This window comes from Enterococcus sp. DIV0703, assembly GCF_051711065.1.
In the GTDB taxonomy this organism is placed as follows: domain Bacteria; phylum Bacillota; class Bacilli; order Lactobacillales; family Enterococcaceae; genus Enterococcus_B; species Enterococcus_B hirae.
Genome location: NZ_JBIOLX010000001.1, coordinates 1338694 through 1365229, shown reverse-complemented (window position 1 = coordinate 1365229; position 26536 = coordinate 1338694). Strand labels below are relative to the sequence as shown.

Here is a 26536-nt window from a genome sequence, read left to right as displayed (position 1 = left end):
ATAGCTCTAAAACCTCGCAGAAATTTTTTTCTTACGAAATTCCGTAATCGCGCTACTCGTCCATAGCAAAACTTTCGTCTTGGATGCTTCCTTTGTTTCATTCAGTTGTTTTGTTTGATCCTAGTATACCATGGATTTTGTTCAACGAAAGCCCTTTTTTGAGTCTTTTGTTTTTGTTCCATCTTCGTTTTCTTCGTTACTGTTTTAACCAGTCCGCTGGATTCTTTTTCCATTCTTTTAACAAGGCTAATTCCGCTTCATCAATATATTTTTCGGCTAACGCTGTTTCGATTAAGACAGAATAATTCGTGAGAGTAAATAGTGGTAACTCTGCTTTGGCAAAATTTTCTTCACCTGCTGGTAGTTCATAGGTAAAGATCGCCGCTACGCCTAATACATTAGCGCCTTCTCTTTTGGCTGCTTCCGTTGCTTCTAAAACGCTTTGGCCTGTCGAGATCAAATCTTCGATCACAACCATTTTTTGACCTTCAAAAATCCGTCCTTCGATTTGATTGCCTTTACCGTGATCTTTCGCTTTACTACGAATATAAACCATTGGCAAGTCCAAGATTTCTGCCACCCATGCAGCGTGAGGGATTCCTGCTGTTGCTGTACCAGCAATGACTTCCACGTCAGGGAATGCTTGCTTGATTTTTTCTGCTAACCCTTGAGCAATTGCTTTTCTGACTTTTGGATAGCTCATCGTGATGCGGTTGTCACAATAAATCGGGCTTTTTAGTCCACTTGCCCACGTGAATGGTTCATTTGGGCTTAAGAAAACCGCTTCAATAGCTAACAAATCTTTGGCAATGTTCTTTTCAATCGTATTCAAATTGATCGACTCCATTCTTCTTTGATTGTTTGATAGGCTTGGTAGGGATCTTTCGCTTGAGTGATTGGTCGTCCAACCACGATAAACGTTGAACCAATTCCTCGAGCTTGGGCAGGCGTGACGATCCTCGTTTGATCACCTGCGACGCTTCCTTCTGGTCTGATACCCGGAGAAAGGCAAATGAAATCTTGGCGGGTAGCTGCTTTGATGCCACTTACTTCTAAGGCAGAAGAAACAACGCCATCTAGTCCGGCAGCTTCGGCACATTTCGCATAATGGATCACACTTTCTTCTAAGGGAACTTGGATCAATTGATCATGATGCATATCCGCTTCACTCGTTGAAGTAAGCTGAGTGATTGCTAATAACAATGGGCGTTTTTTGCCAGCAGGTTTTCCTTCTTCTAGCCCACGTAGTGCCGCTTGCATCATTTTGATTCCGCCAGCTGCATGGACACAAGTGATATCCACGCCTAGTTTTGCTAACCCACGCATGGCTTTTTCCACCGTGTTAGGGATATCATGAAGTTTCAAGTCTAAAAATACTTCATGTCCAGCATCTTTCAACCAACGAACAATAATCGGTCCTTCCTGATAAAATAATTCCATTCCGATTTTTACAAATAATTTTTCCTCTTCAGGGAATAGTTGCATAAATTGTTCCACTTCTTGCCACGTCGAAAAGTCTAAAGCAATAATTGGTCGTTGGTTCATTTCATTCGTTCCTCTCTTACTTCTTTGATTAGTTGTTGAAGGGATTCGATCCCTAATTCTGCCATTCGTACAGGTAGTTCTTCAATCAGTTTCGGACAAATGTACGGATCCGTAAAATTAGCTGTTCCTACTGCCACGGCACTGGCTCCTGCCATGAACATCTCTAAGACATCGTCAACGGTTTGGACACCACCCATACCAATGATCGGCAACTCGGAAACAGCGGCGACTTGATGGATCAAACGAATCGCCACTGGTTTGATCGCAGGACCAGAAAGACCACCTGTCTGGTTGGCTAAAATAGGTTGACGTGTTTTCAGATCAATCCGCATACCAAGTAGTGTATTGATCATCGTAAAGCCATCTGCCCCACCGCTTTCGATTGCTTGTGCGATAGGTACAATATCCGTCACATTAGGGGAAAGTTTCACATAAACTGGTACACTTGCAACCTTTTTGACAGCTTGTGTCAATTGAAAGGCAACGTCTGGGTCTGTCCCAAAGGCAATGCCGCCATGTTTGACATTCGGGCAAGAAATATTCAACTCGATCGCTTTGACATTCGGCGCTTCTCCAATTTTACGACAAACCTCGACATAGTCTTCTTCACAGGCACCAGCGACATTCGCAATGATAGGTAAATCTGGATAGACAGCTAATTCTGGTAACAGTTCATTCATGACAACTTCCAGACCGGGATTTTGCAATCCGATTGCATTCAACATACCGGAGGGTGTTTCCGCCACACGTGGGGTGGGATTACCAAACCTTGCATGCGGCGTTGTCGCCTTGACCATAATCGACCCCAATTGATTCAAATCGTAATATTTCCCATATTCTTTTCCAAATCCAAAGCATCCACTGGCTGGCATGATCGGATTTTTCAATTCCAAACCCGGGAGCTTAACTGCTAAGAGATTACTCATAAGACAACCTCTCCTACTTTAAAAATTGGCCCCTCGTCACAAACCTTGACACTTTTTGTTCCAGTTTCATCATCCGGTCGATGACAAACGCACGCATAACAAGCACCGATACCGCAAGCCATTCGTGATTCTAAGGACAATTGGACATTTGGATGATCCACAAAAAGTTGTTCGACTGTTTTTAAGAGACCATTTGCACCACAAGCAAAGACAGCTTTTGGTTGCTTATGAGTACTCATTAGCAGATTCCCGACGTTTCCATGGATCCCATAAGTACCATCATCCGTCGCTACTCTGGTTTCACCTAATTCATGAAACTTTGTTTCATGGTACATGACTTCTTTTGATGCAAATCCTAAAAAATTATTCACTTTTATGCCACGTGTAGTCAGTTGTTTGGCTAATTCATATAAAGGCGGAATACCAATACCTCCCCCTACGATGAACACTTCCTCTCCTGCGGACAATCCAGTTAGGTCAAAACCATTGCCTAATGGCCCTAAAACGTCTAAAGAATCGCCAGCCTTCAACGTAGAAAATTCTTTCGTTCCTTCACCTTCGATTCGATAGATGATCTGGCAAGTGTAGTTTTGTTGATCAATCGAATGGATACTGATGGGGCGGCGTAAAAGCAAATCTGCTCTAGGTACTCGAATATGCAAAAACTGCCCAGGTATTAACATTTCTTTGACCAATTCTCCTTTTAAAGTCAATTCATAAATACGTGGTGCTAGTTGTGTTTGTTGAATGATTGTCATGACTTCTTGCTTCATATCTGCTCTCCTCTTTGGGATTTTTCATTGCCAAACATCTCGACAAAAGTGATCCTTTCAACCGATGTCAGTAACAAGGCGAACGAAAATGATCACTTTTATCTCTGTTTAGGTGCCTACAAGCTATTTTAACTATTACTTAATCGTTATAGGAACTGTCACTTTAGAACATGCTGATCAAATCGCTTGTGTCGAAAAAGCTCGAGACTCCATTACCCGAATGATCGCATCCGCTGTATCTAATGAAGTAAATAAAGGAATACCATGTTCAACTGCTTCTCGGCGAATGATAAATCCGTCTTTCGAGGCATTTCCTCGATCTTTATCGATGGTATTAACAACGACCTGTGCTTTTCCTTCTCGAATCAACTCAACAACATTTTTTTCCGTTGCTTTTTCAGAGATTTTAGCAACAGGCGTGACGATCAGCCCATTTTTTTCAAAATAAGCTGCCGTATGCTTGGTAGCTAATAGGCTGTAACCAATTTCTGAAAAACGTTTAGCTAGCGCTAACGCTTCTTCTTTAGTTTCATCAGCGATCGTGAACAAGACGGCACCATAATCTGGCAGGCGTAGACCTGATGCTTCAAACGCTTTGTATAATGCTTTATCTAAGTTTTGATCAGAGCCCATGACTTCTCCAGTAGATTTCATTTCAGGACCTAAGTAGGTATCCACTTGTTGCAATTTAGTAAACGAGAACACAGGAGCTTTCACATGAACAGCGTTGGATTCTGGATATAAGCCATTCGTAAAGCCTAAGTCACTTAACTTTTCACCTAAGATCGCTTTTGTGGCGATTTGAGCCATCGGTATTCCTGTAACTTTACTTAAAAACGGAACCGTTCGACTTGCACGAGGATTGACTTCAATCACGTAAACTTGATTGTCGTGGATCACGAATTGGATATTCATCATACCGATACAGTTTAAACCACGAGCTAAGCGAATCGTATAGTCTTCAATGGTTTGTTTGATCTCTGCTGAGAGTGCTTGTGGCGGATAAACAGCCATGGAATCCCCCGAATGGACCCCTGCACGTTCAATGTGTTCCATGATTCCAGGGATTAGAACTGTTTCCCCATCACAAATGGCATCTACTTCACATTCACTTCCAAGCAAATAACGGTCAATCAAAACAGGATGTTCTGGGGAAGCTTTCACTGCATGTTCCATATAATCTTCCAAATCTTGTTGATTTTCAACGATTTCCATTGCTCGACCGCCCAAGACATAACTTGGTCTGACAAGAACCGGATAACCGATTTTTGAAGCGATTCCTACTGCTTCTTCTTTACTAGTTGCAGTATCGCCTAGTGGTTGAGGTACTTCCAGGCTTCTTAAGGCTTGTTCAAATAAATCACGGTTTTCAGCTCGATCTAGATCTTCAATTGTAGTACCTAAAATTTTGACGCCCGCTTGAACTAACGGCTCCGCTAAATTGATAGCTGTCTGACCACCAAACTGGACGATTACCCCAATCGGTTGTTCAAGTTCAATGACATTCATCACATCTTCAAAAGTCAGTGGTTCAAAGTACAGTTTATCAGAGATCGAGAAATCGGTTGAAACTGTCTCGGGATTGCTATTCATGATAATGGCTTCATAACCTGCTTGTTGGATCGCTTTAACTGAATGGACTGTCGCATAATCAAACTCGACCCCTTGACCGATCCGAATGGGTCCAGAGCCTAAGACAAGAACAGAATCTTTTTCGGATCGTTTGCTTTCATTTTCAACTTCGTATGAGCTGTAAAAATAAGGCGTCTGTGAAGCAAATTCCGCCGCACACGTATCAACCATTTTGTATACAGGTTTGATATCGGTTTTTTCACGGAGCTCTCTGATCTGCTTTGCTTCAGTTTTCCACAGTTCAGCAATCTTTTGATCTGTAAACCCGTTTTGTTTCACAGTACGTAAGACGTTTTCATCCTGCGGGTGTTCCAACAGTTCAGTTTCTAGTTCAACGATATGGAGCAACTTGTCTAAAAAGAACAAATCGATCTTTGTCAACTCCGCCAATTCTTCAATTGGATAGCCACGGCGAATCGCCTCTGCGACATAGAATAAGCGATCATCTTGGGCACGGACGACTTTTTCGATCAATTCACTATCATCGATCATGTTTAGTTCTGGTAGTTCCAAATGGTGTGTCCCGATCTCTAAAGAGCGGACAGCTTTTAATAGGGATTCTTCAATATTACGACCAATCGCCATTACTTCGCCAGTTGCTTTCATTTGAGTTCCTAAAACTCGTTCCCCATTCTCAAATTTATCGAATGGCCAACGAGGAATCTTAGCAACGACGTAGTCCAAAGCTGGTTCAAATTCTGCATAAGTTGTTCCAGTTACCGGATTCTTCATTTCATCAAGTGTTAAACCTAAAGCGATCTTAGCCGCCAATTTTGCAATCGGGTAACCAGTTGCTTTACTTGCTAAAGCAGAAGAGCGTGAAACACGTGGGTTAACTTCGATCACATAATAATTGAAGCTATGTGGATCAAGTGCAAGTTGGACATTGCAGCCGCCTTCGATTTTCAATGCACGAATAATCGCTAATGATGCATCACGCAACAGCTGGTATTCATGATCTGAAAGGGTCTGACTTGGAGCGAAGACGATCGAATCGCCTGTGTGGATACCCACTGGGTCAAAATTTTCCATGTTACAAACAACAATGGCATTATCAGCCGAGTCACGCATAACTTCGTATTCAATTTCTTTGAATCCTGCAATACTGCGTTCGATCAAACATTGGGTCACTGGAGAAAGGCTCAGACCATTTTCTGCGATCACTCGAAGTTCTTCTTCATTTTTACACATTCCACCACCCGTTCCACCTAATGTGAAAGCGGGACGAACGATGATTGGATAGCCAATTTTATTAGCAAATTCGACTGCTTCTTCAACAGTTGTGACGATTTCAGATTCGGGGATTGGTTGATTCAGTTCTTCCATCAACTTTTTAAATAAATCACGATCCTCTGCTTGATCGATAGCAGATAATTTTGTCCCTAACAGCTCAATGCCTAGTTCATCTAAAATACCAGATTCTGCTAGTTCCATTGCCATGTTCAAGCCCGTTTGTCCGCCTAAAGTCGGTAACAAAGCATCAGGACGTTCTTTTCGCAAGATCCTTGAAACAAATTCTAGTGTGATCGGTTCGATATACACTTGATCGGCAATTTCTTGATCAGTCATGATCGTTGCGGGATTGGAATTTACTAAAACGACCTCATATCCTTCTTCTTTCAAAGCAAGGCAAGCTTGGGTTCCGGCATAGTCAAATTCCGCCGCTTGACCAATGATGATCGGACCTGATCCAATCACCATAATTTTTTTGATATCTGTACGTTTTGGCATGTTTATTTCTCCTCTCCTGCATCCATCATTTCCATAAATTCATCAAATAAATGAAGCGCATCATGTGGACCGGGAGCTGCATCAGGATGGAATTGGACGCTAAACGCTGGATAATGGCGATGTCTAATTCCTTCCACAGTCCCATCATTTACTTCTACATGGGTGATCAGCAACTGATCTGGATCAACTGTTTTTTCATCCACAGCATAGCCGTGATTTTGAGAAGTAAAATCGATCCTTCCAGTCGCAATTTCTCGGACAGGATGATTCAAGCCACGATGACCAAATTTCATTTTATAGGTATCCGCACCATTAGCTAAGGCAAACAATTGATGCCCTAAACAGATCCCGAAAATTGGTATTTTCCCTTGGATTTCTCGAATCATTTCAATAGCTTCTGGTACGTCTTTTGGATCTCCTGGTCCATTCGTCAGCATGACGCCATCCGGTGCTAAGGAGAGAATTGTTTTTGCATCCGTATTATAGGGTAATACGGTTAAATTGCAGTTTCTTTTACTTAGTTCACGCAAAATACTATGTTTCAAACCAAAATCAATGACAGCCACATTTTTTCCAGTCCCAGGACTTGGATATGGTTTACTTGTTGAGACTTGTTGCACTTGGTTTGTAGCTAAAACGGTCGCTTTCAATTGATCAAAAGCATGTTCAAAGGAATCACCAGCATCCACGATACTCGCTTTCATCGTTCCAACTTGACGAATTTTTCGTGTCAATGCCCGAGTATCAACCCCTGAAATTCCAGGGATACCTTTTCGTTTCAAAAACTCGTCCAATGTCATTTGACTCCGCCAATTAGAAGCCACTCTCGCATGTTCTTTGACGACTACGCCCTTGCAAGTTGGTGCGATAGATTCATAATCATCACGGTTGACACCGTAATTTCCCACCATCGGATACGTAAAGGTAATGATTTGCCCATTGAAACTTTGGTCTGTGATCGTTTCTTGATAGCCTGTCATGCTGGTAGTAAACACGATCTCGCCAAACACATTATTATTCGCTCCAAATGCTTTTCCTTTAAAAACTGTCCCATCTTCTAAAATCAATAATCGTTCCATTTGCTTCACTCCCCTTTGTGCCACGCCAATTTTCCATCAACGAATGTTCCTAATGTTTCGCCCTTGACGTTCCATCCAACAAAAGGTGTGTTTTCGCCTTTTGATAAGAAATCTTTCTTATCGATTGTACTTGAGTGTTCAATATCGAAAATAGCTACGTCAGCTGGTGCCCCAACTGTCAATGTCCCAGCCTCTAACTGGAAGATTTCCGCTGGCTTGGTAGCCATCCAGTTGATCACTTGTTCGAGTGTGAAACGATTGGTTTCAACAAAGTGCGTATAAATCAGTTGGAAAGCTGTCTCACTTCCTACGATCCCAAATGGTGATTCTAAGAAACTTTTGCTTTTTTCTTCTAATCCGTGTGGCGCGTGGTCAGTCGCAATACAATCAATCGTTCCATCAAGAAGTCCTTCGATTAACGCTTCTCGATCTTCCTTTCCTCTTAATGGTGGGTTCATTTTCCAAAAGCCGAAGTCTTCGGGGATATCTTCATCAATCAAGATCAAATGATGGGGAGAAACCTCTGCTGTAACGTGGATACCCGCTTTTTTGGCATCACGAATGACCCGCACGCTTTCCTTGGTAGAAACGTGACAGACGTGATAGTGCACACCTGTTGCTTCAGCTAAAAGGAGATCCCGTGCGATTTGTGAGGATTCAGTTACACTTAAAATACCTGGCAAACCTAGTTCTTTTGCTTTATCACCAGCATGCATCACACCACCGAATAGTAACGATTCATCTTCCGTATGTGCTACCAGTGCTTTGTTATTTTTTGCTGCTTCTTTCATGGCTTGATACATCGTTCCTGCAGTCTGAACACCCACGCCATCATTCGTAAATGCAAATGCGCCTGCTTTAATCATCGCTTCTTGATCCACTAAGACTTCACTTCGAAGATTTTCAGTGATCGGTGCATATTGCAAGACTTTGACCACTGCATCTCGTTTGATCAAGTCATAGACCTGTTCTAATTTTTCCGGGGTATCAGGTACAGGGTTCAGATTAGGCATGGCACAAACAGTTGTAAAGCCGCCTCTTGCTGCTGCTTTAGTACCAGCTGCAATCGTCTCCTTGTATGTAAATCCTGGCTCTCTTAAATGGACATGGACGTCCACTAAACCAGGTGTGATCAGTTGTCCTTTGGCATCAAACACTTCATCAAATTCAGCCTCGGAAAATCCTTCGCCGATTGCTTTGATTTTTCCGTTTTCGATCCAAATTTCTGCAGGTGTTGTTTCATTCTTTCGTGTATTGATTTGACCGTTTTTAATGAGTGTTTTCATCTTTTCTTCCTCCTAGCTTTACGCTTTTCCGTTTAGTACTGCTTCTAAGATCGCCATTCTAACAAAGACGCCATTGCTCATTTGCTGTACGATTCGTGATTGTAGTCCTTCCACAAGGGAATCAGCTAATTCGACATCACGATTGACTGGCGCTGGGTGCATGATGATCACATGCTTTTGTAATTTCTTCGCACGTTCGACTGTTAATCCATACTCTTGGTGATAGGCTTCTTTTGAAAAACTTTCTTTCCCATCATGCCGTTCATGTTGTACGCGAAGCATCATCATGACATCCACTTGTTCTAATAATTCATCTAATGGCAGGTAATGCCCATAGACTTCAAATTCTTCATCGTACCATTCGCGTGGACCTGAAAAGAAGACTTGTGCTCCTAATCGTTTCAGCATTTGCATGTTTGATTTTGCTACTCGTGAGTGTGTGATATCCCCGACGATCGCTACTTTCAATCCCTCAAAGTAACCAAATTCTTCGTAGATCGTCATCAAATCAAGTAAGCATTGTGTTGGATGTTGGCCACTTCCGTCACCACCATTGATAATCGAGCATTGGATCGTTTTACTTTGGATCAATTCATCATAGTAATTTTCATCTCCATGGCGGATTACTGCAACATCCACACCGAGCGCAGACATCGTCAAGACCGTATCATAAAGGGTTTCCCCTTTTTGTACAGAACTCGTACTCGCTTCAAATTCAATCACTTCTAAGCCTAGTTTCTTTTCGGCTACATCAAAGCTCTTATGTGTACGAGTACTATTTTCAAAAAACAGATTCGTCGCAAAGTATTGCGGTTTTTGTGGTGTCCAGTTTGCTCCTTGTTTAAACTCTTGACCTCGTCGGATCAAGCCCATGACTTCTTGATCCGTTAAAGCTTCCACTGTCAATAAATGTTTTAAACTAATGCGTTCTGATTTGATGATCATGATAGTTCCTCCTTATTTTTCTTCGCTACGTGAAGTTTCGGGTAAGATAAGATTCAGAATGATACCAAGTACAGTTGCTAAAGCCATTGCTGATAACGTGAAGGTGCCTACTTCAAAAACCAAGCCGCCGATTCCGACCACTAAGATCACTGAAGCAATCAACAGATTTTTCTTTTTATCAAAATCGATTTTATTTTCGATCAAAATCTTCATTCCACTCGCTGCGATCACTCCGAACAAGATAAAGCTGATTCCGGAAATTACGGGTCCGGGGATACTTAAGATCAAAGCGCTTAATTTGCCCACAAATCCTAAAATCACAGCGAAAACTGCTGCACCACCGATGACGAATACGCTGTGTACACGAGTGATTGCTAACACACCGATATTTTCCCCATAACTTGTAACTGGAGGACCACCGACGAAAGCTGCGACGATCTGCGCTAAGCCATCTCCCATCAATGTTTTGTGTAAACCTGGCTCTTCAAAGAAATTACGTTTTGTTAATTTATTCAAGACCATCAAGTGTCCAATGTGTTCCGTCATCGTAACGAAAGCGATAGGTGCCATCGTCGTAATTGCCCCTAAGTAAAGCTTCGGTTCATATTGAACAAATGGAATCTCGAAGTTTGGTAAAGCGAACCAAGCAGCATCAGCGATCGGCTTTGTATCGACGATTCCGAAGAGTAAAGCAACGAGGTAGCCGCAAATGATCCCTAACAAAATTGGAATAAGTCCTAAAAATCCTTTTAGCCACATGTTGAAGAAAATCGTCAATGCTAAAGTAATCAATGCCACGGCTATATATTTAAAATCATAGTTGCCTTGGTTATACATTGCGTTCGTTGCAGCATTCGCTGCTAACCCTAAGCCGATTACCATGATCACGGGACCAACGACAATCGGTGGTAAAATTTTGTCCAACCAAGCTGAACCGATCTTTTTGATGATCCATGCGACGATCAAGTAAACCAGACCAGTCGTTACGGCTCCTTGGGCGATCGCTGGGTAACCGTCAGTCTTCATCAGCATTTGCATAGCTGCGATAAAGGCAAAGCTACTACCCAAGTAGGCTGGAATCTTTCCTTTAGTAGTAAAAAGATAAACTAATGTTCCTAATCCTGAGCTGACTAAGGCAATCCCTGGATCGATCCCCACTAAAATCGGCACAAGTACAGTAGCACCAAACATCGTAAAGAGATGTTGTAAACTTAAGCCGATCCAATGTCCTGTTTTTGGGCGATCGTGGATATCTAAAACCGCATCGTGATTATGGAATTTTTTCTGTTCTGACATATCAATTACTCCTCTATTCTTCCTCTTTCAAAATCATGATTCGATCTTTGCCGTCAAGTTCTTGCATTTCGACTAAGATTTCTTCTGTTTTAGCTGTGGGAATGTTTTTCCCAACATAGTCTGCTCGAATCGGTAACTCCCGATGTCCCCTGTCTACTAAGACAGCCAGAGAAATTTTTCTAGGACGACCATAGTCCATTACTGCGTCCATCGCTGCTCGAATCGTTCGTCCAGTGTAAAGGACGTCATCGATCAAAATCACTTCTTTTCCTTCTAGTGAAACGGGAATATCTGAAGAATGAAGTTCTGCTTCAGCTGGTGTTTCTTTTTTATCATCACGATACAATGTGATATCCAGCTCTCCGACCGGAACTTCGATGCCTTCTAGTTGCTTCAAACGATCGGCAACTCTTGATGCGATGTAAATGCCTCTTGTTTTTATCCCAATTAAAACAACATCTTGAATCGTCTGGTTTCTTTCAATGATTTCATAAGTGATACGTGTCAATGCCCGCTTCATGGTTACTTGATCCACAACTTCTTTTGCTTGCATGTTTGTTTCCTCCTTTTTTATACACAAAAAAACTCCTGCCCTAAGAGGACAGGAGGAATGTCTAGACTGAGTGTATATTTAGATACACTGATAGTTATACTACGTCATTGAGTAATCGATGTTATGGCGCACCATAGCTCTCTTACCCACACCCTTCTTAGCCTCACGGGACTAAACTTAAAGGAACTGATATGAAGTTTTTATGCTTTCGTTGTTAAATACTATACCGTTATCTAAATCAAAATGCAACACTTTTCCTTAGTTTTTCTAAAGTTTTTTCAAAGATTGTTGGAAGCGGTGCTTCAAAGACCATTTTCTGACCTGTGATTGGATGGGTAAAACCTAAGAGCTTCGCATGAAGAAATTGCCCATTTCCTTTCAATGTCTTACTTGGTCCGTAAACTGGGTCTCCAGCTAAAGGATAGCCTATATATTTCATATGCACACGGATCTGATGGGTCCTACCTGTTTCTAACGTCAACTCCACCAACGTAAAATCATTGAATCGTTCCAAGACATTAAAATGGGTCACGGCTGGTTTGCCATCTTCTCTGACTGCCTGCATTTTACGGTTCACTTTTGATCGACCGATTGGTGCGTTGATCGTTCCTTTTTCATGAGGAATCACTCCATGGACTAACGCTACGTATTTACGTAAAGAAGTTTTATCTTTTAATTGCTTGGCCAAAGATTCATGTGCTAAATCATTTTTCGCTACCATCAACAAACCTGAAGTATCTTTATCGATTCGATGGACGATCCCTGGACGGATCACACCATTGATCGACGAAAGATCTTTTACATGATACATTAAAGCATTGACCATCGTACCATTCGGATGACCTGCTGAAGGATGGACGACCATGCCTTGTGGTTTGTTGACAACGGCAACCGCTTCGTCTTCATAAACGATTTCTAATGGAATGTCTTCTGCTTCAATTGAAAGGGTCTCTGGTTCTGGCACAGCGATCACGATTTCATCATTTTTCTTCACTTTATAATTTGCTTTCACCACTTGTCCGTTGACCGAAACGGCACCATCTTTGAGCCAAAGCTGGATTTGTGAACGACTATAATCGTTGAATAAACCTGTGAGTACTTTATCGATCCGTCCTGTTTCTGTTTGAATCGTTGCGTTTAATTCTGTCATTTTTTCCCTTGTTCCTTTTCATCTAAAATAATGTATATCAAAATAAGAATCACACCACAAACAAGTGTCATATCAGCTACATTGAAGATCGGAAAATTCATAAAATCTGTTTGGAACATATCGACGACATATCCCAATCTTACACGATCAATAAAATTCCCAATAGCTCCTGCTAAAATAAAACTTAACCCTGTCAGCAACCATCGATTGCCCTGTTTGCGATTCTTGACCATCAATGTCACGACAACAATGACAGCAACCACTGTGATTATGACGAAAAACCACATCTTCCCTTCAAGCATACTCCAAGCTGCCCCAGTATTGCGTATATGATTCAACGATAAGACGCCTGGAATCAATGTCTTCGTTTCGCCTAAAGATAAATCATTGACGATCCACCATTTGACCCACTGATCAAGAGCCACTAATAATCCACTGATCATAAAATAAATTGCTAACAAAAAATCATTCCTTTTCTATTTGTTGATAAATATCTCTAGGTCTAATGATCCCCAGTAAGTTGCCGTCAGGATGACCATCTTTGGTAATCAGGACTGCTTCTAGAGTTCCTTGTTCCCGAAACATTGTTTCCACTTCATAAACATAAGTATGTTCAGCTACAAAACGATAATTCGTATATTTGCCATCACTAAAAATCAAATCAGCCGCTTTTTTATCTGTTAAATCAATGGTCCCTTTTTGACTTTCCTTTGCTAGCCAAAAACCAATGACCCGCAATGTCACAAGCGCTACGAATTTCCCTTTATTATACAAAGGAAACTGTGAGTATCGTTTTTTGGCAACCGTTCCTAACAAATCAAGTAAAGGAAGATCTCGTTCAAAGCCTGTGACATGTTTCGCAAAGCGAGGTAAAACCTTTGCTGGACGAATCAAGTCTTCTTCAATCTGCTGGATCTTATTGACTGCCCAATCATTGGGTTCAGCAATCACAAAATCCACAGCAATCCGATCGTGAACAATGGCATTTCGCAACTGCGCCAGCTGAAGCAAATCTTCTTCATATTGACGAATCACTGCTTTTTTGCGTTGGGCAAGTCGCCGAACTAACTCAGTAAATCCCATATTGCGGGCGTTACCCATTTCATCTCTCATCCATTTTTCGATCCGATTAAAACTACTTAAAAAAATATCAGAGTTTGCCATCTTTCTCCTCCTTGATCACATAGGCTTGGTTTTTGATGAAAAAAAAGAAGCCAATCATTACAAGTACCACGAACATACTATAAATTAGATTGTGTAACCACAATGCGCTTAATCCACTTCCTAAAAATAAAAAGGGATAAATCTGCAACAATAAGAGATTCATTGTAATGACGTATCCTTTGGACGGATGCGTTATTGTATACACTGGACTTTTTAACCAATAAAACGAAACTTGCATTGTAAAAGGTGCTTCTAACTTAAGTAAAACCGATTGATTATGATTCAATTGTCCTTTTTTCTTTCCATTGATCCGCAGTTGGATCGGACTACCCATGCCATAAAAACCTGTTCGTCTTGTCACTCGTACGTCCATAACGCCCCTCCTCCTGATGCTTTCTTAGTATACCGTAAAACACCCGAACAAGAAAGTAGATGTCTCAAAGTGTTTGAGTTCCCTATATTTAACTAATTTATAGACATTTTTTGCTCAAATGCAGCGAGTACAGTAAAAGTAGCCAACCAGCAAAACTATTAGAAATCTGTTGTAACATCTTTTTCACTCCTTATATATCCATTAAAAATGTTCGATCGAAAATAAAAGGATGACACAACTATCCGTAATGAATAATTGTGTCATCCTTTTTTACTGTTTAGAAGTATTTTTTTCAACCTCACTTTTTGTAAATCTCCACTTGCTTTAACTACTTTATCGTTCATTGCTTTGCAACAACTAAGTAAAGAATAAAAAAAGAAATATACCCACACCATTATAAAAAACATGGGTCAATATGGCGTACCACACATTAGAAGTTTTTATATAAACGAATCCAAATAGAACGCCGCAGAAAAAAAGGTTGAAATTTCCTCCGTGTACGATTGAAAACAAGAATGTAAGCTGATTAGACTAAATCTAAAAATCATTTCTTCTAAAAATACACCGTACGTTGTAGCACTTATTATATATTTTTTCAATTCACTATTAGCTAAAGAATTTAGGGGTAAGCTATTTGTATCAGGCAAAGCAGTATTAATGACAATAATACTAACAATACAAAAGACTGCTATAAATATGAGTTTCAGCCATTGTATTTCTACTAATGATTGATAGAGAAGCTGGTGGAACAACACCAAAAACATAAAACTTAGGATCAACGGAAACCAAGAAATCCAATCAAATATGAAATCATATTTAATTGGGATCCCTATATTTGGATCATAAAATAAATAATAAAGTAACTCAAGCAAAGAATGAATTTCCAATGTTTCTTAGTATTCCTATGTATCATATTGCTACATAATCAATATATTGTGTATTTGCTGTAGCAGTTTGAGTACGAATATATTTATTGTCTTCTTTACGATAAACTCGGTAAGTGACCGTTATTCTTGCATTTTGACGATACTTCTTGAATTTTCCGTTTACTGAGTATTCGTTCCCGATTTTAATATTCATTCCGAAGATCGTTGCACCAATTGATAATGTGGTTTTTCTATTGTGGGTTTCTGTACCCGAATATGTACGATTTCCTTTAGAAATACGCCAACTTTGAGGTTGTGACCAAGTTTTTGTCTGAATCGATAGTTCGTCTAATACATAGTACTCATCATCACTACAAATTGCTATGCCAGAACTATTCGTTTCATCGGCTAATACTGGAACACACGGAGTTACAGCAGTTCCTAAAGTCAAAAGTGACATAGACACCAAAATTGTTCTAAATAAATACTTTTTCAAAAATTTGCACTCCTATTTTAGTATTAAAAAAAACGTTTTCTTCGCAATGATTATAAATCATTTTATTTTAGACATATGATTGCTATCGTAAAAAGCTGGTTTGAACTCAAAATCGTCTATAAAAACACCATTATTTACTTGTAGACTAACACAATGTGTACAAAAACAAGTCAGCCCTTGTATGAACATATACAAGAGCTGACCTTATCCTTTTTATTGATCGAATAGTGGCTTTTACATGATTTCAGGCATTTACTCGTTTTTTGTGTATTCTACTGATTATTTTTGATAGATGACTTTTTTATGAAGCGTCCTATCTTCTTTCTTTTTTAGAATAACCCCAGTACTTCCCCATCACTAGTAACATCCATATTCAATGCAGCTGGTTTTTTGGGAAGTCCCGGCATAGTCATGACATCTCCAGTTAGTGCAACGATAAACCCAGCGCCTAATTTGGGAACGAACTCTCTGATGGTGATCGTAAATCCTTCAGGAGCGCCTAAAAGTGTTGGATCGTCAGAAAATGAATATTGGGTTTTCGCCATACAAATCGGTAATTTATCCCAACCATTAAGAACAAATTCATCGATTTGTTTTTTGGCTTTTTTACTAAAGTTGACCCCTTTTCCACCATAAATCTCTTGGACGATCGTTGTCACTTTTTCTTCGATAGTCGCTGTCGGTTGATACAAGGGCTGATAATCTGCTTGCTGACTATCAATCGCACGAACGACCGCTTTGGCAAGTTCAATTCCACCGTCTGCGCCATGCTCCCAAACACTTGCTCGTTGTACGATCACCCCTTGATTTTCGCAAAGACGTTCTAACAAAGTAAATTCAGCTTCCGTATCTGTCACGAATTCGTTGATCGCAACAATTACTGGGATATGGTATTTCTCCATATTGTGGATATGACGTTTTAAATTACTGAATCCTTTTTCCAATGCTGCTAAATTTTCCGTTTTCAGCTCTTCTTTAGTTGCACCCCCATGCATTTTCAATGCACGAACTGTTGCTACGATCACGATCGTATCAGGTGCCTTTTTCAAATTTGGAACTTTGATATCAAGGAATTTTTCTCCACCTAGATCTGCACCAAATCCAGCTTCAGTCACCACATACTCCCCTAATTTAAGAGCTGTTTGGGTAGCTAAAACACTATTACACCCGTGAGCAATATTGGCAAAAGGACCGCCATGGACAAATGCTGGCGTGCCATAAATCGTTTGTACTAAGTTTGGTTTGATCGCTTCTTTTAATAGCAGTGCCAATGCGCCTTCTGCTTTGAGATCACCAGCTGTCACTGGCTTTTGATCAAAGGTATAACCGACAACAATTCGAGCTAAACGAGCTTTTAAATCATCGATGTCTGTTGCTAAGCATAAAATCGCCATGATTTCACTTGCTACGGTGATGTCAAAGCCATCTTCTCTCGGTACACCTTGAATCGGACCGCCCAAGCCAACAATCACTTTTCGCAGTTCGCGATCATTCAAATCGACGACACGTTTCCAGATCACACGACGTGAATCGATTCTCAGTTCATTCCCTTGATGGATATGATTGTCCAAAAGTGCAGACAATGCATTATTAGCAGACGTAATCGCATGCATATCGCCAGTAAAGTGTAAATTGATATCTTCCATTGGTAATACTTGTGCATAGCCTCCGCCGGCAGCACCACCCTTGATTCCCATGACTGGACCAAGGGAAGGTTCTCTTAACGCAATCACTGCTTTTTTACCAATTTGATTCAATGCGTCCCCAAGACCTACCGTGATGGTCGATTTACCTTCTCCAGCTGGTGTAGGATTGATGGATGTAACTAAAATCAAGTGACCATCTGGTTTTTTCTTTAATTTCTTGATGGTGGAAAAATCGATTTTCGCTTTATATTTTCCGTAAAGCTCCAGGTCATCTTGTTGGATATTTAATTTTTCCGCAATTTTAATAATCGGTTTTAACTCTGTTTCTTGTGATATTTGTAGATCGCTCTTCATCAAATTACCCCTTTACACGAACTTTATACCCAAAACAAAAGAATTTGTTCAGTTATATCTATTATACCTTTTTTTATTTTAAAACAAAATAGGCAAGATTGCTTTTTTAATTTAATTGACGTATATATAAATACTCTTTATAATGTTAGTTATGATCAGACTTTAGAAAGGTCGTGAGAGCTTTGACCACAGGAACTGTGAAATGGTTTGACAACAAAAAAGGATATGGATTTATTAGTTATGATGAAACAGAAGAAATATTCGTCCATTTTACTGCAATTGAAGAAGAGGGATTCAAAACCCTTGAAGAAAATCAATCTGTAGAATTTGAAATAATCGAAGGAAACCGTGGGGCACAAGCCGCTCATGTCAAAAAAATGATCTTATAAGAAAGTTTCAACAATGAGTAACTTCTCTTCAAAACAGAAGAGATTGCATCAAAAATATTCAATTTAAAGAAAGACCGATACTCCGCAAAATGTTCTTTGCAAAGTATCGGCTTTTTTATAATTTTATAATTGCTTGAACGATAGAAAATCAACTTATGCTGCGTCTCTTCCATACAGTACAACGTTCACTAATATTACAAAATCTCACTTTTCAATAAAAAGATACATATTTCTGTTTGTTTTCTAATCCTATCGAAAGAAGGTTATCTCGAATTTATCAGATGATTTGAAAAAGACTGCTCGACTGTATTGAAAACTTGATTTCTAGCGTTTGCTTTAATATTTTTTACAAATTTCTTTTCTTTTTTCTTCGCTATTATTTCTTCTCGTTGTATCTATGCATCCTTCTCACTTATTTCCGAGTGAATGATGTCTTTCGCATCAGATTGTTTTCTTTTCAACATTAATTGCCATTTTAAAAGAATCTTTCTAAATCGAGACAACGGATTTAAAGAATCGACAATCCGAGCAAGGGCTTGATTGTTATATAGCCTTGGTTGATAATCTTTTTTGATTGCTTTTATACCATTTTTTTACGAGCTTTTCTAATAACTAGTTTCAACGATCACTTTCACTATTTATGATTCGTTCATTTATGTATCTTCTTGAACTGGTTCCTGAAGTTATTTCCTGCGAATCAAGCCCAGCCATGATATTTTTTAAGTCCTGAAGGTTATAACCCTGTGTTTTGCTGTTTTCTTTTAAAAATTACCTACCATTTATCACTCCTAATTGCTCAAAACACTGAATCAAACGATTGACATCAAAACTATGTGAACCCATAGAAAGATTCATCTCGTTGAGGTGATAGATGTCTGTTGACTCCTGGAGTAGCCCTTCTGCTGATTCGCTAAATTTCTTGAAATTTGCGCATTTTTCCAACTCGCTTGATTTGTTGCACGGACAGATAGCGAACGTATTTCTTGTTTATTGCCCGTCCTATCTTGTTTCGACCATCTACTCTGAGCCATTTTTATCCTTTTTTCCTTGTCGTTGTCTTTCCTTTCTTTTAGATTTTTTGACCGCATTCTCTTGATCTTTGCACGATTCTTCTTCCAAAGCCTCCCTATTTTTGCACGATTTCTTTTCCACATATTTCTTAGCTTCGCACCTCTTCTCTTGAGAATGCCTGTTTTCTTCCAAATTCGGTAGAGATCTTCAAACATTTTTTTTATTTCCACGTCCGTTTTTCTCCTTATACTTTTTCTGTAAGTTTTATTATAAATTAGAAAAAATGTTATCTTACTTCTTTTTTTCCTTTAAAAAATATTTAGTGCAAATTTTTTATAATATCCTTTATGTTATTAAGTTATATATCCCTTGGTTGAATGGTCAGGTGTCCATTACTTTATCGAAAGTTACTGGTCGAACATCATATCATCCATTTTTCTAGGGTCAAGTTCATACAAACGTCAGCAAGACACAATCAAGCCGAAGAATCTCACCCTGATCATAAAATGATCTTCGGATTCTTCGGCTTGTTTTCTCAGAGGTTATATATAGTTATGTTTTTCTCGCAGCTATTTTATATCTGCTGAATCAATTGGTTTAAACAAGTAAAATCAATCAGCTAGTTGTATTTACTTGGTTGTTAGTGCTTTGTTGCTCTTTACCTTCAGAATAGTAGGACAAAAAAGCTGTCTGACTTTTTTTGCGCATCAGATAGAAGGTTGGCTCAGCCTTCCCTACATATTTAATCTTTACACCTCTTTTGACCGGTGTTACAGAGTCAATATCTTGTAGCGGGATATTTTGGTCCTTCCAAAAAGCAGCATATTTAATTTTGATTGCATGGTTTTTCAAAATAAATGACCGACGATACCCAAGAAAAAGAAAAATTAAAAATAGCCCCATCACTAAGTTACTTTTCCAATAGGGTCTAGTGTTTTCAAGTGATAAAATCAAACTAAAAAATAAAATGATCAAAGATAAAGACCAATAGATGATCGTCTGCGCCCATTCCGGCTGCCAGCGAATTATTTTTTTCATTCTTTAACCTCGCATCTATTTGTAATGGTATAATTATAGCATAACACTATTTTTATAAAAAGGAGAGCTTCCTTATTATGATCAAAGTATACATTGATGCTTCCACAAAAGGCAATCCAGGACCTAGTGGTGGAGGCATTTTAATTATCCATGAAAATAAACAAGAACAGCTTACCGTCCCACTTTCGGATGGCTCCAATCATCAAGCTGAATTCGAAGTCTTTTTAAAAACTTTAGAAATTTTAAAGGAAAAAGGCTGGGTCAATGAAACAATTCTCTGTTATTCCGATAGCAAAGTACTTGTTTCTACAATCGACAAAAACCACACGAACAACGAAAGTTTCTCTTCCCTTCTATATGAGATCCAACAATTACTCGCTCAGTTCCATTTACTCATCTTACAATGGATTCCCGAGAGTAAGAATAAAGGGGCGGATAATCTGGCACGCCAAGCGCTTCAAAAACAATTAAACCCATAAAAAAAAGACTTTTTAGCTACTTACTAAAAAGTCTTTTTAAAGTTTCTGATTTAATAGAGAAGATAATTGTGATCAAAAGTAATATCGAGTTCAAAAGAACCAACCTTTTTCTCAATAGCTTGACGAATCTTTTCTTCTAAAACATCATCTGGCAACTTGAAATTCTGAGGAACTACAATATCGAATTGCAACTCTTTCCCTTTACGTATGATCCGTAAATCGTGCAACCTCAACTCTTCCCCCAATTCTTTGATAATTTGTCTCAATTGTTTCAATATCTTACGGTATTGTTCATTATGGATTGCTACCGGATCTAGATGACAAACTAAATCTACATCCAAAGTCTTTTTAAAGTCTTTTTCGATAATATCAATGATTTTATGTGCTTCATTCAAGTTTAAACTGTCGTCAACTTCAATATGAACAGAAGCAAACTTTTTATTTGGTCCATAATTATGAACCAACAGATCATGAAAACCTAAAATCGATTTATAAGAACTTAATTGTTTTTCCATTGTTTTGATTTCTTCAGCTGTTGGACGGCTACCTAGTAATTCATAGACAAAATCACGTAACATCATGATCCCACTAAAAATAATGTACCCGGCTAAGACAAAACCAACATAGCCATCAATACGCCAGCCAGTGAATCTTTCGATGCCTGCAGATACTAAAACAGCTAACGTCGTGAATACATCATTGTAACTATCTTTGGCTGTCGCTTTTAGTGCTTCTGACTGAATTGTTTTTGAAAATCTAGTGTACATACGTCCTTGTAAAAGTTTTAACAGAATCGAAAATATCAGGACAAGAAACACGATCGGTGTCAGGACTAAATGTTCCGGCCGAAAAATTTTCCGTATAGAAGCGTCCAAAAATTGAAATCCTACATACGTAATGATGATTGAAACAAATAAGCCACTGATATATTCAAATCGTTCATGTCCAAATGGATGTTCTTGGTCTGCGGGTTTTGCAGCAATCTTAAACCCAACAAGCGTCAAAATGGATGAAGCTGTATCGGATAAACTATTGATAGCATCCGCCATGATCGAAACACTGCCAGAAAAAAGGCCGATCATAAACTTCGCAACAAACAATAACATATTTGAGATAAGACCTAAGATTCCAGCTATAATACCTTTTTTGGTACGTTCTTGCCCACTAATCGTTTTTTGTTCTTTTGACACTTTTTCGCTTCCTTTATTCTTTATTCTGGTTTGAGTGGCGTTGCAGCAAACAGCGCTTTAGCAATCAGTGGCGTAATGATTCCGGCACCTATCGCTTCCGGAATCCCATTGATTGCGGCAACTCCTGCCAAAGTTTTAAATAATAGATCCGCATCTACGCCATACGCATCAGCAGTTGCCCCAGTATAAAACAGTCCCATAAACCCTAGAACTAAAAGTGTATTCACGAGTGAGCCAAATACTCCTGCTAAAACCGAACCAACGACTACAGAATGATAACGTTGATAAATCCAGTGAAAAATGATTCCTGCAACTAAGCCAACTAAAACTCTAGGAACAACTGAAATGATCGGATTGGTAAAGACGAGGGTATCAAATGGGGTCGTAGGCATGGCGTAAGCACGAATGATCGTGGCGATCCCCCAAAACAAACCAATGACCATGCCGTCTTTCGGTCCTAATACAACCGCAGCAACGATAACTGTTATGTGAATAATCGTCAAACTAATAAATCCTAAAGGAATAAACCCTAACCATGGAACCATTGCTTGAACGATAATGATTGCTAATAAAATCGCTCGTAAAACTAAACGAAAAGTTTTATTTTTACTATTCAATTTTACCCCCTCCTTTTTATTCTAATCGTAAAAGGTTTTGCTTTTTTGTCAATTAATTACTCTCAAAGAAAATGCTGATTGGTTGCATTCAGTTCTCATAAAATAAACCGAATTTGTCAACGGGATTTCCGTTTCAAACAAATTCGGTAGAACTTTTCTTTAACAAATAGGAGGATTCAATACTCCTTGAACAAAAAAGGTCGTTCTTGAGCCCTTTAGCACGTATGAAAATAAATAGTATTATCGGTGCTTCCTTAAGCAATAAGCGATCAGTGTTTAAACTATGAAAAGCTGTTTAAAAAATGACCGCTTACTCGCTTCAATGAAAGCATTCTATTCCCCATTATTTGCTAAAACAAGGTCAAGTATTCGCTCCTTGAAATAAGTTTTTTCTCTCCCAAACATAAAATACCGTTTCAAAAGGAGGTTATTATCATCTGAGCTATTCGACGCTTTCCCATTTTATTTGGAAAAGTATTTAAAGTTGATTATTGATTAGACAACCATGTTTTAGCTTCTGATAAAGCATCTGGGATACCAGCAGGGTTTTTCCCACCTGCTTGCGCCATATCAGGGCGACCACCACCGCCACCACCAACTTTTGGTGCGATTGCTTTGATCAAGTCACCAGCTTTTAGCCCAGCATCATTTGCTTCTTTCGTCATAGCGACTAACAAACTAACTTTTCCGTCTTGTTCATTTGCCAAAACAAGAATATCGGAAATGTTTTTTTGTTTCCATTGGTCTGCTAATTGACGTAATTGGTTCATATCTTTTACTTTTACTTGTGCAGTAATCATTGAATGACCACTAACTGTTTCCACATTTTTAAAGACATCGCCTGCTTGTTGGTTCGCTAGTTTACTTGCTAATTGTTCATTTTCTTTTTGTAGTTCTTTTAATTGTTGTTGTAATTGTTCCGTTTTTGATACAACCTCTTTTAATTGAGGTGATTTGACAATTGTGGCAACTTCTTTTAATTGTTTTTCTTCCGCTTCCAATAACTCATATGCTTCTTTACTTGTTACAGCTTCGATCCGACGAACACCGGCACCGATTCCTGATTCAGAAACGATTTTAAAGATCCCAATATTTTCAGTATTTGTTACATGGGTTCCACCACAAAGTTCGATAGACCATCCACCAATGTTCACTACACGGACTTCTTGACCATATTTTTCACCAAATAAAGCCATAGCCCCCATATTCTTAGCGGTATCGATATCTGTTTCGATGGTTTCTACTGGGATTGCTTCCCATATCTTCTCATTAACGATTCGTTCCATTTTTACTAATTCATCTGCTGTGATTTGTCCAAAATGAGTAAAGTCAAAGCGTAAATGTCCAGGAGCAACTAAAGAACCTGCTTGGTTTGCATGTTCCCCTAAAACTTCTTTTAAAGCTTTATGCAATAAGTGAGTCGCTGTATGGTTCTTAATGATGCGATTTCTCATCGGTACATCGATCAACAAGTGGTAAACTTCGCCTTCAGTCAATGTTGAAAGCACTTCTACGGTGTGCATAAATTGTCCATTCGGTGCTTTTTGAACGTCAACAACTGTCGCAACCGTTTCTCCAGAGGCATCAATGATCCAACCTTGATCAGCCACTTGTCCACCCATTTCTGCATAAAACGGTGTTTGATCAAAAATCAATTGACCTTGTCCAGCAGACAATTCACTCACTAGTTCTTCATCTTTGATAATCACCAATAGTTTGCTGTCTGATTCAACTTGATCATAGCCAATAAATTTACTATCCACTTTGATATCTGTTAATAGGGCAGATTGGACTCCCATTGATTTTTCTGTACTACGAGCAGCACGCGCACGTTGTCTTTGTGCTTCCATTTCTTTTTCAAAGCCTTCATGATCGACTTTCAAGCCTTCATCTTCTGCCACTTCTTCGGTCAACTCCACTGGGAAACCGTAAGTATCATATAATTTGAAGATATCTTTTCCAGCAAGTGTTGTTCCATTTGCTTTTTTGACTTCAGCGATCACTTGATTCAAGATTTCAAGACCTTCGTTGATTGTTTCATTGAAACGTTCTTCTTCGGTACGAACTACTTTTTCAATAAATTCTTTTTGTTGAAGGACTTCCGGATAATAGCTAACCATGATTTCGCCAACTACTGGAACAAGATCATATAAGAAAGCTTTTTCGATCCCTAATTTTTTCCCGTGCATCACTGCTCGGCGTAATAAACGACGAAGAACATAGCCACGACCTTCATTTGAAGGAAGCGCCCCATCTCCAATCGCAAAAGATAATGCTCGGATATGATCCGCAATTACTTTATAAGAAATGTCGGTTGTCGGGTTTTCCCCATATTTTACTTGGTTACTTAGTTTTTCTACCGCATGAATGATCGGTAAGAACAAGTCTGTTTCAAAGTTTGTTGGTGCGTCTTGAACGATCGAAACCATCCGTTCCAGCCCCATGCCCGTATCAATGTTTTTATGTGGTAAAGGTTCAAATGTATGATCTGGTTTATGGTTGAACTCAGAAAATACTAGATTCCAAATTTCTAAATAGCGTTCGTTTTCTCCACCAGGGTAGTTTTCTGGATCATCTTCTGCGACATCATTGTATGCTTCGCCTCGATCATAGAAGATTTCTGTATCAGGACCACAAGGACCCGCACCAATATCCCAGAAATTATCTTCAACATCTACAATGTGATCAAGTGGTAAGCCGACTTCTTCATGCCAGATTCGTTTTGCTTCTGTGTCTTTTGGATAAACGGTAACATATAATTTTTCCGGATCAAATGCCATCCATTCAGGACTTGTTAAAAATTCCCATGCCCAATGGATTGCTTCATTTTTGAAATAATCACCAATAGAAAAATTCCCAAGCATTTCAAACATTGTGTGGTGCCGTGCTGTCTTCCCTACATTTTCAATGTCATTCGTACGAATTGATTTTTGAGCGTTTGTGATGCGTGGATTTTCTGGTACGACAGAGCCGTCAAAATATTTTTTTAACGTAGCAACCCCTGAGTTGATCCATAAAAGCGTTGGATCGTTGACCGGAATTAATGATGCGCTAGGTTCAATCGTGTGTCCTTTTGATTGGAAGAAATCTAAAAACATTTGTCGAACTTGTGCACTACTTAATTGTTTCATTTTATTACCTTCTTTCTTTATTTTAAACGACAAAAAAACACCCTCACAGCCAAGGACGAAAACTCGCGGTACCACCTTGGTTGCAATGATGTTCGATCATTACCTCTTGAACTCGATAACGCTGAGTAGCGTTGATATTTCTATCAATAAAAAAGGGAGCAATTTGTTTTTTTGACTATTCTTTTTTCAGCCTGGAAAGAATTTTCTGTAAGTCAGACTTAAACAAACCATGTCCTTTTCGTACTTTACAAGTATACGTATTCTATTTTATTCTGTCAACCGCTCTTTTCCTTCAACTCTTATTTCTTTCTAGAATATTTTTTGTTAAGCTTGAATTACGCCTATTAATCAAAAGGAGAATCGATGATGCAAGTTTATTTTGGAAACAAGTCCTGGATCAGAGGGGCGAGTTTTTACCTTCGTTATCAGGTATTTGTTCTGGAACAAGGCATTTTGCCAGAATTAGAATTTGACGAAACGGACACTTCTGATAACTACTTTCTGTTAATGGAAAACAATGTTCCAATTGCAACATTACGTTATCAAAAAAAATCGTCCACTTGTCTTAACCCCGATCGTTTTTGCGTCGCCAAAAATTATCGCCAACAAGGTTTCGGTCGTCAGCTGTTGTCCTTAGCTGAACAGAAAGCGAAAAAAGAAGGCTTGCTATCAAGTTACCTAGTAGCAGAACTGACTGCCCTTAGTTTCTATCAGCAACAAGGTTACGAGACTTGTACAGATCCTTTTATCGAGGATGGGATTACCTGCGTAGGGATGCAAAAAGAATTGATTTAAGATCTATTATCACTAGATTATCTGCTAAATGAACACTTAAAAACAGACCAAAGGAATGCAGAAGACATGCA

25 protein-coding genes and 1 CRISPR repeat array (1 of these 26 cut by a window edge) are annotated in these 26536 nt (G+C 39.2%); of the genes, 3 read left to right on the top strand and 22 right to left on the bottom strand.

Going from position 1 to position 26536, the window contains the following annotated elements:
• A CRISPR array of direct repeats spans window positions 1–13; the repeat unit is 36 nt (it extends 287 nt beyond the left edge of the window).
• Between the two features lie 183 nt (window positions 14–196).
• The 17 genes from pyrE to IGK81_RS06105 form a co-directional block, all read right to left on the bottom strand.
• Window positions 197–847 carry an orotate phosphoribosyltransferase gene (gene pyrE, locus IGK81_RS06185; protein ID WP_164445105.1) on the bottom strand — a complete coding sequence of 217 codons (651 nt, stop codon included), beginning with the start codon at window positions 845–847 and terminating at the stop codon, window positions 197–199.
• The gene (gene pyrF, locus IGK81_RS06180; RefSeq protein ID WP_034697882.1) at window positions 829–1545 is read right to left on the bottom strand and encodes an orotidine-5'-phosphate decarboxylase; all 717 of its coding nucleotides are present in this window, start codon (window positions 1543–1545) and stop codon (window positions 829–831) included. Before pyrF ends, pyrE begins: the two co-directional genes overlap by 19 nt.
• Complete coding sequence (locus tag IGK81_RS06175; RefSeq protein WP_412003834.1) at window positions 1542–2471, bottom strand: dihydroorotate dehydrogenase; 930 nt, start codon at window positions 2469–2471, stop codon at window positions 1542–1544. The genes pyrF and IGK81_RS06175 overlap by 4 nt, the downstream gene beginning before the upstream one ends.
• Window positions 2468–3244, bottom strand: coding sequence for a dihydroorotate dehydrogenase electron transfer subunit (locus IGK81_RS06170; RefSeq protein WP_034697876.1), 777 nt, complete (start codon window positions 3242–3244; stop codon window positions 2468–2470). Before IGK81_RS06170 ends, IGK81_RS06175 begins: the two co-directional genes overlap by 4 nt.
• A 177-nt stretch (window positions 3245–3421) precedes the next feature.
• Complete coding sequence (gene carB, locus IGK81_RS06165) at window positions 3422–6607, bottom strand: carbamoyl-phosphate synthase large subunit (protein WP_034697873.1); 3186 nt, start codon at window positions 6605–6607, stop codon at window positions 3422–3424.
• A 2-nt stretch (window positions 6608–6609) separates the two neighbouring features.
• Window positions 6610–7686 (bottom strand): carbamoyl phosphate synthase small subunit, encoded by a 1077-nt coding sequence (locus tag IGK81_RS06160; protein WP_034697869.1) that lies wholly within the window; start codon window positions 7684–7686, stop codon window positions 6610–6612.
• Between the two features lie 5 nt (window positions 7687–7691).
• Window positions 7692–8972, bottom strand: a complete 1281-nt coding sequence (locus IGK81_RS06155; protein WP_034697867.1) for a dihydroorotase — start codon at window positions 8970–8972, stop codon at window positions 7692–7694.
• A gap of 18 nt (window positions 8973–8990) precedes the next feature.
• Entirely contained in the window at window positions 8991–9917 is a 927-nt protein-coding gene (locus tag IGK81_RS06150) for an aspartate carbamoyltransferase catalytic subunit (RefSeq protein ID WP_412003833.1), read from the bottom strand.
• A 12-nt stretch (window positions 9918–9929) separates the two neighbouring features.
• A complete protein-coding gene (locus tag IGK81_RS06145; protein ID WP_010719216.1) occupies window positions 9930–11213 on the bottom strand; it encodes a solute carrier family 23 protein in 1284 nt (427 codons plus the stop codon).
• A gap of 13 nt (window positions 11214–11226) precedes the next feature.
• Window positions 11227–11766: a bifunctional pyr operon transcriptional regulator/uracil phosphoribosyltransferase PyrR gene (gene pyrR, locus IGK81_RS06140; protein ID WP_010719217.1), complete on the bottom strand. Its 540-nt coding sequence runs from the start codon at window positions 11764–11766 to the stop codon at window positions 11227–11229.
• A 238-nt stretch (window positions 11767–12004) separates the two neighbouring features.
• Window positions 12005–12916, bottom strand: coding sequence for an RluA family pseudouridine synthase (locus IGK81_RS06135; protein WP_034697864.1), 912 nt, complete (start codon window positions 12914–12916; stop codon window positions 12005–12007).
• Window positions 12913–13377 (bottom strand): signal peptidase II, encoded by a 465-nt coding sequence (lspA, locus tag IGK81_RS06130; protein ID WP_010719219.1) that lies wholly within the window; start codon window positions 13375–13377, stop codon window positions 12913–12915. Before lspA ends, IGK81_RS06135 begins: the two co-directional genes overlap by 4 nt.
• Window positions 13378–13381: 4 nt before the next feature.
• Window positions 13382–14080 (bottom strand): CBS domain-containing protein, encoded by a 699-nt coding sequence (locus IGK81_RS06125; protein WP_010719220.1) that lies wholly within the window; start codon window positions 14078–14080, stop codon window positions 13382–13384.
• A complete protein-coding gene (locus IGK81_RS06120) occupies window positions 14067–14453 on the bottom strand; it encodes a hypothetical protein (protein WP_010737532.1) in 387 nt (128 codons plus the stop codon). The genes IGK81_RS06125 and IGK81_RS06120 overlap by 14 nt, the downstream gene beginning before the upstream one ends.
• A gap of 357 nt (window positions 14454–14810) precedes the next feature.
• Window positions 14811–14966, bottom strand: a complete 156-nt coding sequence (locus IGK81_RS06115; protein WP_232622369.1) for a CPBP family glutamic-type intramembrane protease — start codon at window positions 14964–14966, stop codon at window positions 14811–14813.
• A 396-nt stretch (window positions 14967–15362) separates the two neighbouring features.
• Window positions 15363–15815 (bottom strand): LMxysn_1693 family intestinal colonization protein, encoded by a 453-nt coding sequence (locus IGK81_RS06110; protein WP_034697861.1) that lies wholly within the window; start codon window positions 15813–15815, stop codon window positions 15363–15365.
• Between the two features lie 329 nt (window positions 15816–16144).
• Window positions 16145–17815, bottom strand: coding sequence for a formate--tetrahydrofolate ligase (locus IGK81_RS06105; protein WP_034697858.1), 1671 nt, complete (start codon window positions 17813–17815; stop codon window positions 16145–16147).
• A gap of 182 nt (window positions 17816–17997) precedes the next feature.
• Between IGK81_RS06105 and IGK81_RS06100 the strand changes: the two genes are divergently transcribed.
• Window positions 17998–18204 carry a cold-shock protein gene (locus tag IGK81_RS06100; protein ID WP_010719225.1) on the top strand — a complete coding sequence of 69 codons (207 nt, stop codon included), beginning with the start codon at window positions 17998–18000 and terminating at the stop codon, window positions 18202–18204.
• Between the two features lie 851 nt (window positions 18205–19055).
• Here the strand turns inward: IGK81_RS06100 and IGK81_RS06095 are convergent.
• Window positions 19056–19445: a hypothetical protein gene (locus IGK81_RS06095; RefSeq protein ID WP_232622368.1), complete on the bottom strand. Its 390-nt coding sequence runs from the start codon at window positions 19443–19445 to the stop codon at window positions 19056–19058.
• A gap of 385 nt (window positions 19446–19830) precedes the next feature.
• Complete coding sequence (locus IGK81_RS06090) at window positions 19831–20253, bottom strand: EbsA family protein (protein ID WP_034697854.1); 423 nt, start codon at window positions 20251–20253, stop codon at window positions 19831–19833.
• A gap of 77 nt (window positions 20254–20330) precedes the next feature.
• On the opposite strand from IGK81_RS06090, the gene IGK81_RS06085 reads away from it, so the two are divergent.
• Window positions 20331–20732, top strand: coding sequence for a ribonuclease HI family protein (locus IGK81_RS06085; RefSeq protein WP_010719229.1), 402 nt, complete (start codon window positions 20331–20333; stop codon window positions 20730–20732).
• A 50-nt stretch (window positions 20733–20782) separates the two neighbouring features.
• Here the strand turns inward: IGK81_RS06085 and IGK81_RS06080 are convergent, their stop codons facing one another.
• From IGK81_RS06080 to alaS, 3 genes are all read right to left on the bottom strand, one after another.
• Window positions 20783–21922, bottom strand: a complete 1140-nt coding sequence (locus tag IGK81_RS06080) for a cation diffusion facilitator family transporter (RefSeq protein ID WP_034697851.1) — start codon at window positions 21920–21922, stop codon at window positions 20783–20785.
• A 20-nt stretch (window positions 21923–21942) separates the two neighbouring features.
• Window positions 21943–22539, bottom strand: coding sequence for an ECF transporter S component (locus IGK81_RS06075; RefSeq protein WP_010737525.1), 597 nt, complete (start codon window positions 22537–22539; stop codon window positions 21943–21945).
• Window positions 22540–23027: 488 nt separating this feature from the next.
• Window positions 23028–25670, bottom strand: coding sequence for an alanine--tRNA ligase (alaS, locus tag IGK81_RS06070; RefSeq protein WP_034697848.1), 2643 nt, complete (start codon window positions 25668–25670; stop codon window positions 23028–23030).
• Between the two features lie 366 nt (window positions 25671–26036).
• Here alaS and IGK81_RS06065 point away from each other — a divergent pair, with 366 nt between their 5' ends.
• The gene (locus IGK81_RS06065) at window positions 26037–26465 is read left to right on the top strand and encodes a GNAT family N-acetyltransferase (protein WP_034697845.1); all 429 of its coding nucleotides are present in this window, start codon (window positions 26037–26039) and stop codon (window positions 26463–26465) included.
• Window positions 26466–26536 lie beyond the last annotated feature (71 nt).